The sequence below is a fragment of the Bradyrhizobium sp. WYCCWR15520 genome, from assembly GCF_056174665.1.
Window position 1 is genome coordinate 71,062 of sequence record NZ_JBWBWM010000036.1, and the last position, 6,368, is coordinate 77,429.

Annotated in this window: 6 protein-coding genes; 5 read left to right on the forward strand and 1 reads right to left on the reverse strand. The window is 61.9% G+C overall.

Annotated features, from left to right (window positions below):
- Positions 1-74 precede the first annotated feature (74 nt).
- The 5 genes from AC0QUY_RS32740 to AC0QUY_RS32760 all read left to right on the forward strand — a co-directional run bounded on the left by AC0QUY_RS32740 (position 75) and on the right by AC0QUY_RS32760 (position 5,103).
- On the forward strand, positions 75-1,259 hold the full coding sequence (locus AC0QUY_RS32740; protein WP_475390219.1) for an amidohydrolase family protein: 1,185 nt from the start codon (positions 75-77) through the stop codon (positions 1,257-1,259).
- A gap of 201 nt (positions 1,260-1,460) precedes the next feature.
- Positions 1,461-2,234, forward strand: coding sequence for an ATP12 family chaperone protein (locus AC0QUY_RS32745; RefSeq protein WP_475390220.1), 774 nt, complete (start codon positions 1,461-1,463; stop codon positions 2,232-2,234).
- A gap of 167 nt (positions 2,235-2,401) precedes the next feature.
- On the forward strand, positions 2,402-3,994 hold the full coding sequence (fliK, locus tag AC0QUY_RS32750) for a flagellar hook-length control protein FliK (RefSeq protein ID WP_475390221.1): 1,593 nt from the start codon (positions 2,402-2,404) through the stop codon (positions 3,992-3,994).
- The gene (locus tag AC0QUY_RS32755) at positions 3,991-4,257 is read left to right on the forward strand and encodes an EscU/YscU/HrcU family type III secretion system export apparatus switch protein (protein ID WP_161855287.1); all 267 of its coding nucleotides are present in this window, start codon (positions 3,991-3,993) and stop codon (positions 4,255-4,257) included. The genes fliK and AC0QUY_RS32755 overlap by 4 nt, the downstream gene beginning before the upstream one ends.
- 351 nt (positions 4,258-4,608) lie before the next feature.
- The gene (locus AC0QUY_RS32760; RefSeq protein ID WP_202639109.1) at positions 4,609-5,103 is read left to right on the forward strand and encodes a septal ring lytic transglycosylase RlpA family protein; all 495 of its coding nucleotides are present in this window, start codon (positions 4,609-4,611) and stop codon (positions 5,101-5,103) included.
- Positions 5,104-5,433: 330 nt separating this feature from the next.
- Here AC0QUY_RS32760 and AC0QUY_RS32765 read toward each other — a convergent pair whose 3' ends face one another.
- Positions 5,434-5,994, reverse strand: coding sequence for a hypothetical protein (locus tag AC0QUY_RS32765; protein WP_475390222.1), 561 nt, complete (start codon positions 5,992-5,994; stop codon positions 5,434-5,436).
- Positions 5,995-6,368 lie beyond the last annotated feature (374 nt).

The window sequence follows — 6,368 nt, forward strand, 5'->3', positions numbered from 1 at the left end:
GACCGCCAGATGCAAATTCAGGGGTGCCGCGTATGAACGGAATTCTAGTCCGCCTGGCGTTTTGCCTTTTCGTTTTGATCGGGGCCGCCGGCGCGAGTGCTTCGGCCAATGCGCAAACCCTCGCGCTCGTAGGCGGTAGCGTCTACGCGTCGCCTGACGCTGCGCCAGTTGCCGACGCCGTCATTGTCATTTCGAACGGCGCCATCGCCGCGACCGGCAACCGCAATGATATCCGGATTCCATCAGATGCGCGCCTTATCGATTGCACTGGCAAGACGGTGGTAGCCGGATTCTGGAACAGTCACGTCCATTTCACGCAAGCCGCGTGGAAGAACGCCGCCAGCGCGTCGGCCGCGTCACTCACCGCGCATATGGAGGAGATGCTGACGCGATGGGGCTTCACCACCGTGTGGGATGTCGGTTCTCACCCCGACGACTCGCTGCCGCTGCGCCGCCGCGTCAATGCAGGTGAAGTCCTCGGTCCCACGATCTACCTTGCCGGCAACATCTTCCCAAAGGACGGTCATCCCGCCTATCTGCCGGCCGAACTGCAGCTCCCCATGGCTACGACGCCCGAGGAGGCGGCGCAGTGGGCGCGGCTCTACATGCAACTGGGCCTGGACGGAATAAAGCTGTTCACCGGCGTCTATAAGGGCGAGGGCAACCCGGTAGTGAACATGGACGTGACTATTGCCAGGGCCGCGATCGATGTAGCGCACGCGCTGGGAAAGCCGGTCTTTGCCCATCCGCAGAACTCGGGCGGCTTGGAAACGGTGATCGCGGCCGGTGTGGATGTGATGGCACACACGACCCCGCAGCAGCGGGGATACACGCCCGAGCAGCTCGCGCGCTTTAAGGAGCAGAAGGTCGCGTTGTCCCCAACATTGTCTCTTTTTTCGAAAGTACCGGCCCCGCCCGAGGTGATCGCTCGACTGGTCGATAACGTGGTCGGCCAGCTCAAGAGCTTTTCCGAAAATGGGGGAACGGTCTTATTCGGGACCGATGTCGGTTACACGCAGCTCTACGACACCACGCTCGAATACGAGCTGATGCGCCGCGCGCTGTCGGAACGCCAGATCCTGGCCTCGCTGACCACCAATCCCGCGCAATATTTCAAGGCGGCGAAGAAGGGGCGGGTTGAGAAGGATTTTGACGCCGACCTCGTCGTGCTCGACGGCGATCCGCTTGCCGACGTCACCAATCTCGCCAAGGTCGCCTATACGATCCGGGCGGGGAAGGTGATCTATCAGAAGCCGTGAAGCGCCCTCGCGGCAAACCCTCCCGCAGGAGGGGTCGGTAAAGGGAACCGGGCCTACGCAGGCCAAAAGCGGCTGCGCCTGCTCGTAAACCAACATCACAATTGATCGCCGCAACGGCCTCATCAGCTTTATTTGCATCGACCGTTATCATATTGTCAGGGCTGAATTTTCACCCGATCTCTGTAAAGCCGAAATCACGACATGCGTGAACTATTCGATGAAGTCGCCGGACATTCGCCGCTCGATCCGCAGGAGTCGGTGCGTCGCGCCACGCGTGCGCCCCAGCGCAAGCGGTTCTACAAGCAGGCGGCCGTCGCGCCGGCAGAGGGCAGCTTTTCCGTAACGCTCGACGGCAAGCCGATCCGCACGCCTTCCGGCCGCCAGGTCGTTGCGCCCAGCAGCGGCATTGCCGAGCAGATCGCTGCCGAATGGAACGCGCAGGGCGAGACCATCGATCCCCTGACCATGCCGCTGACGCGCTTTGCCAACTCGGTCGGCGAAGTCGCCGACCGCGTCGATGACGTGGCCGACGACGTCGAGAAGTATCTCGGGTCCGATTTGCTGTTCTATCGCGCAGGCCATCCCGAGGCGCTGGTCGCCCGCGAAGCCGCATATTGGGACCCGGTGCTGGCCTGGGCCGCCAATCACCTTGGCGCGCATTTCATCCTGTCCGAAGGCATCGTGCATGTGACCCAGCCGGAGCAGGCGATCAAGGCGGCACGCGCTGTCTTTCCTGCCGATCCATGGTCGGTGGCGGCGCTGCATGTAGTGACGACGTTGACCGGCTCTGCGCTGCTGGCGTTGGCGTTGCAGCGCGGAGCCCTGGATTCCGACGAGGTTTGGGCCGCCGCCCATGTCGATGATGATTGGAACGTCGAGAAATGGGGCGTCGACGAAGAGGTCGCGGCCCGCCGCGCGGCCAGATTCATCGATTTCCGGGCCGCAGTGAGCATTTTGGACGCCCTGAAGGCCTGAGCGCCCGCCATCGGTTAAGCAGAGGTTTACGACGCCGGGTTAGCCTCGATAGCGTTTTCGAGCGAAGTGGACGCCGGTTCGCGTCAAGAAAACGCGTCAAAAGAGAATCCAGAGGCCGGTCCTGATGAAATCAGGAGCGGGCTCTGCCCTGGCCGAGACCTCAACCCATGGCGATATCGATCAATTCCGTTCTGCCGGTGCTATCAGCCCAAGAGGTTGGCGGGATTGCGCCCGAGCTCGTGCTGCAGCCGGGAAGCGTGGTCAACGCCCAGGTCCTGAAAGCGCTTTCCGCCGATCTGGTGCGGATTGCGATCGACAGCCTTTCAATCGACGTCGCCTCTGAAATTCCGCTGCAGCCGGGACAGAGCCTGCAGCTTGCGGTCACGCAGACCAAGGACGGTGGTATCCGCCTGGCCATGGTCGGGCAGGGTGGCGACGTCGCCGACGCCGTCACGTTGTCGCCCGAGGCGCTCGTCGATGCCGCCGTCAATCGGCCGGCCATCGTGTCGAAGAACGTGCTGACGCCGGTGGAGCGCGCTGCCGTCTCCGCGGCGGCGCAGGCGGCGGTGACCGAACAGGACAGCCTGGCGCCGTTATTTGCCAATCTGGCTGCCGCGGTTTCTTCCAGCAATCTGCCGCCGAAATTGCGCGAAGCGATTGCGCAGGTGCTGGCGCAGCAGACCAGCCTCGATCAGAATCTCGACGGCGCCGACATCAAGACCGCGTTTCAGAAGTCCGGAATTTTCCTCGAGGCGTCGCTGGCCTCTGGCTCGCTTGCCCCAGGCGGCGCTCCCGATCTCAAGGCCGCGCTGATCGTGCTGCGCCAGACGCTGCAGTCGGCGCTCGGGATCAATTCGACGACTGCGCCCCCGGTGACACCGGCTGCTCCACAACCCGCCGCGCCGCCGTCGGCTTCCACCGCGAGCCCTGCGCCGGTCTCGTTGCCCACTGTCGATGCGCAGGAAATCCTGCTGCCGCAGGCGCGCTTGGCGGCCGAGAGTCTAACGCCGGCCGTCCAAGCTGGCCAAACACCACTGGCACTGAAGCTTGATGCCGGGCCGTCAGCCGGTGCAACGCTGAACCTGCTGCAGGAGGCGCTGCAGGAACTTGGCGTATCAGCGCGGGTCGCTGCCACAGCCGCCATGCCGAAAGATGCTCGCGGCGGCGACATCACCTTCACCAACACGCCGCCGCCGCCGATCCGCGGCGCGCCGCCGGCCGCCCAGCCGATTGCGTCCCCCACCATCGCGCCGCATGCGCCGCTCGAGGCGACCGCGCATCATCTGCTCGACGACACCGATGCCGCGATTGCACGGCAGACGCTGCTGCAGGTGGCCTCCCTGCCGGATCGGATCGACAACGCCGCGCCGAAAGTCGACGCGACGCTGCCGCGCTGGCATTTCGAAATTCCCTTCGTGACGCCGCAGGGCACGGCGATGGCGCAGTTCGAGATTTCCCGCGATGGCGGCGAACAGGAAGTCGAGGCGGCCAAGCGGGTGTGGCGGGCGCGGTTTTCGCTCGACGTCGAACCGGCTGGCCCGGTTCACGCGCTGATATCACTCACTGGCGACAAGACCTCGGTGCGGATCTGGGCGGAACGGCCGGCGACCGCGGCGCAATTGCGCGCCGGAGCGCCGCAATTGAGCGAGGCGCTCAGCCGCGCCGAATTGCAGCCCGGCGATATCGTGATCCGCGACGGCGCACCGCCGCAGGCCGTGCCAGCCGCCCGTGCCGGGCATTTCCTGGACCGCGCGCTATGAGCGTCGATACGAAGAACAAGCTTGCGGTCGCGCTGCATTACGACAAGACCGGCGCCCCGCGCGTCGTCGCCAAGGGCAAGGGCACCATCGGCGCCAAAATCGTCGAGCTCGCCAAAGAGCATGACATTCCGATTGAGGAGAACGAGGTGCTGGCGGGCGCCTTGTCCCATGTCGAAATCGGCGACGAGATTCCGCCGGAGCTCTACAAGGCCGTCGCCGAAGTGCTGATCTTCGTGCTGCGGCTGTCGGGCCGGATTCGCTAAGGCGTGTAGTCATAAAAACGATGTCGGCTTCTGAGGGCCGAGCGGAATCTTCTGATCGGTTAAAGCGCTACTGCTGGTGGCCCCGAAGCGGACATCGGTCAGACGCTTGTTCCTGCTTACGCCCTAGCCAAGAGGCTCTATTCAGTCATGTTGCTGACGCAATTTCTGTCTTAGACGCTGAGAACTAAGAACACCTGTGCGAGGACCACACTGGTTCCCACAACGGTTCCGTCGCCAAGGTTGGCACGAACCCACAAAAAATTGGCGCGAGTTCGTCAACGCATCCGCGTTCGCTTGACCATTTTTTGCGGCATCGGGAACCGAACGTTCTAGAAAATCAATCAAGGAGTTATGATGTTGTGTCGCTCGAGCGCCGCAATTTGCGGCGCCGTACTTGCGCTTGCCGTTTCTGTTAGCGTTGCTCGAAGTGAGATCGTTGCAGTTCATTCAAGCGCCGTCGTCAATGAAGCTTCCGGGGATGCGATCGTTGGCGCAGCATCCACGTACAATCCGTTCCGGCCCGGATGGCGGGAAGGTGGCCCGAACACGGCCTCCGGCGAGCGCTATGATCCCTCTGTCTGGGCGGCTGCCATCAAGACGAGTTTGCGCCGGAAATTTGGTGGGGTCCAATATGGCGCGAGGCCGAAGTACGCCCTCGTTGAGGCTGTAGGCAAGAAGGTCATCGTCAAGATAAATGACGTGGGGCCACTAACGCCTGGCCGCATCATTGACCTCAATGAGCGGGCGATGCGCTATTTCGATCCGAGCCTGCAGCTCGGGGTAATTTATAGCGTAATCGTCAGGCCACTTTTCGGCGACTATTGGATCCCCGGACCGGTTGGCTGAACATCGCACGCGAAGGAAGTCGAGCACGGCCCTCCTGGACAGTGGATCGCCTCAATGGCCTCCCCGCCGCCGATCTTTGAGGCGATGCCACCTCTGGTGGCAAGGCTCCGGCCGGCGCAATTTGCGTTGCATCAGTTCTGAAATGTAGAGAAGAGCCTGCCGAATGCGCCCTCTTGGGCCCTTAGCTGAAGTACGTCGGCGTCATCGGCGTGCCCGCTTTCAGAGTAGCAGCGGACCTTAGCCTATAGGTTACTGACGCCGGCTTCTGACCCCATAGCGGACTCTATTCCTTGTGAGCGGTAGATGGAATGAACGCGGCGTCTCAGCGTGCTACAGGCGTCTCGCGGACAACCCTGCCATTGCGGTCGGCATAAACCAGTCTGTCGTCAACGAGGTGAATGGAGGATATCGGGGCAAAGGCCGACCCAGGGTCGCCTGTGCCACAAAATCATCAGCCAGACGGAACGTCCCCCCTGCCAGCTTTTCGAGAACGAAATAGCGTTCCTTCGCGACTTGCGGGATTTCCATGAATCGGACGGCAAACTCTCGTCCGGCGGCGACAACGTTTTTACCGCTTGCCATGCCGTAGCCCGGAAACTTGATCTTGCTGAGCTGATGCGCGACGTCGTGCCAGTCCGCGAAATCCGGGCCAACCTGCGCATCTGTCATCAGCTTCTCAACGCGCGGAATCTCCGATGCTGCAAGGTTGGCCGGATCGTTCTTGTAGTCGTCGTAATCGACGTACTTCTTTGACAGTCGGATCTTCTCGCCGCGGTAATCCATCTCATCGCTGCCTATTGCCTCAACATAGGCCCTACGTCCGAGCGCCACGGCGCCCACCGACACCACTAGGACACTTAGAACGACGATTAACTTTCTAAACCGGATCAAGTGCAATTCTCCGAGCTGCTTTAAAGCGAGGACTATACATAGCAACAAGCCTGCCATGGCGCGGCGCCAATTCTTGTGCCGCCTCTATGATGACGCAAAAGCTAAGGGCGCGCCTTCCTGTCGTGTCGGGGCTAATCTACAATGTTGCCTCTTGGCCCGTTGCTGACTTGCGTGCCGAGCGCGCAGATGTCCGGTTTGTGGGGTGGAGCGGACTAGCGCCTGATGGATTGCCGAGGTCGCCTGTTGACCGATTGTGTTGAAAAAGGCGGCTGTTGCGACGCAGAGATATCAGTGATTCAGTCTGTCTAATTGGCAGGACTGAAGGTCATGATGGGGCATCGGCAAATCGAACAAGCTGCGTTGTTCTATGAGTT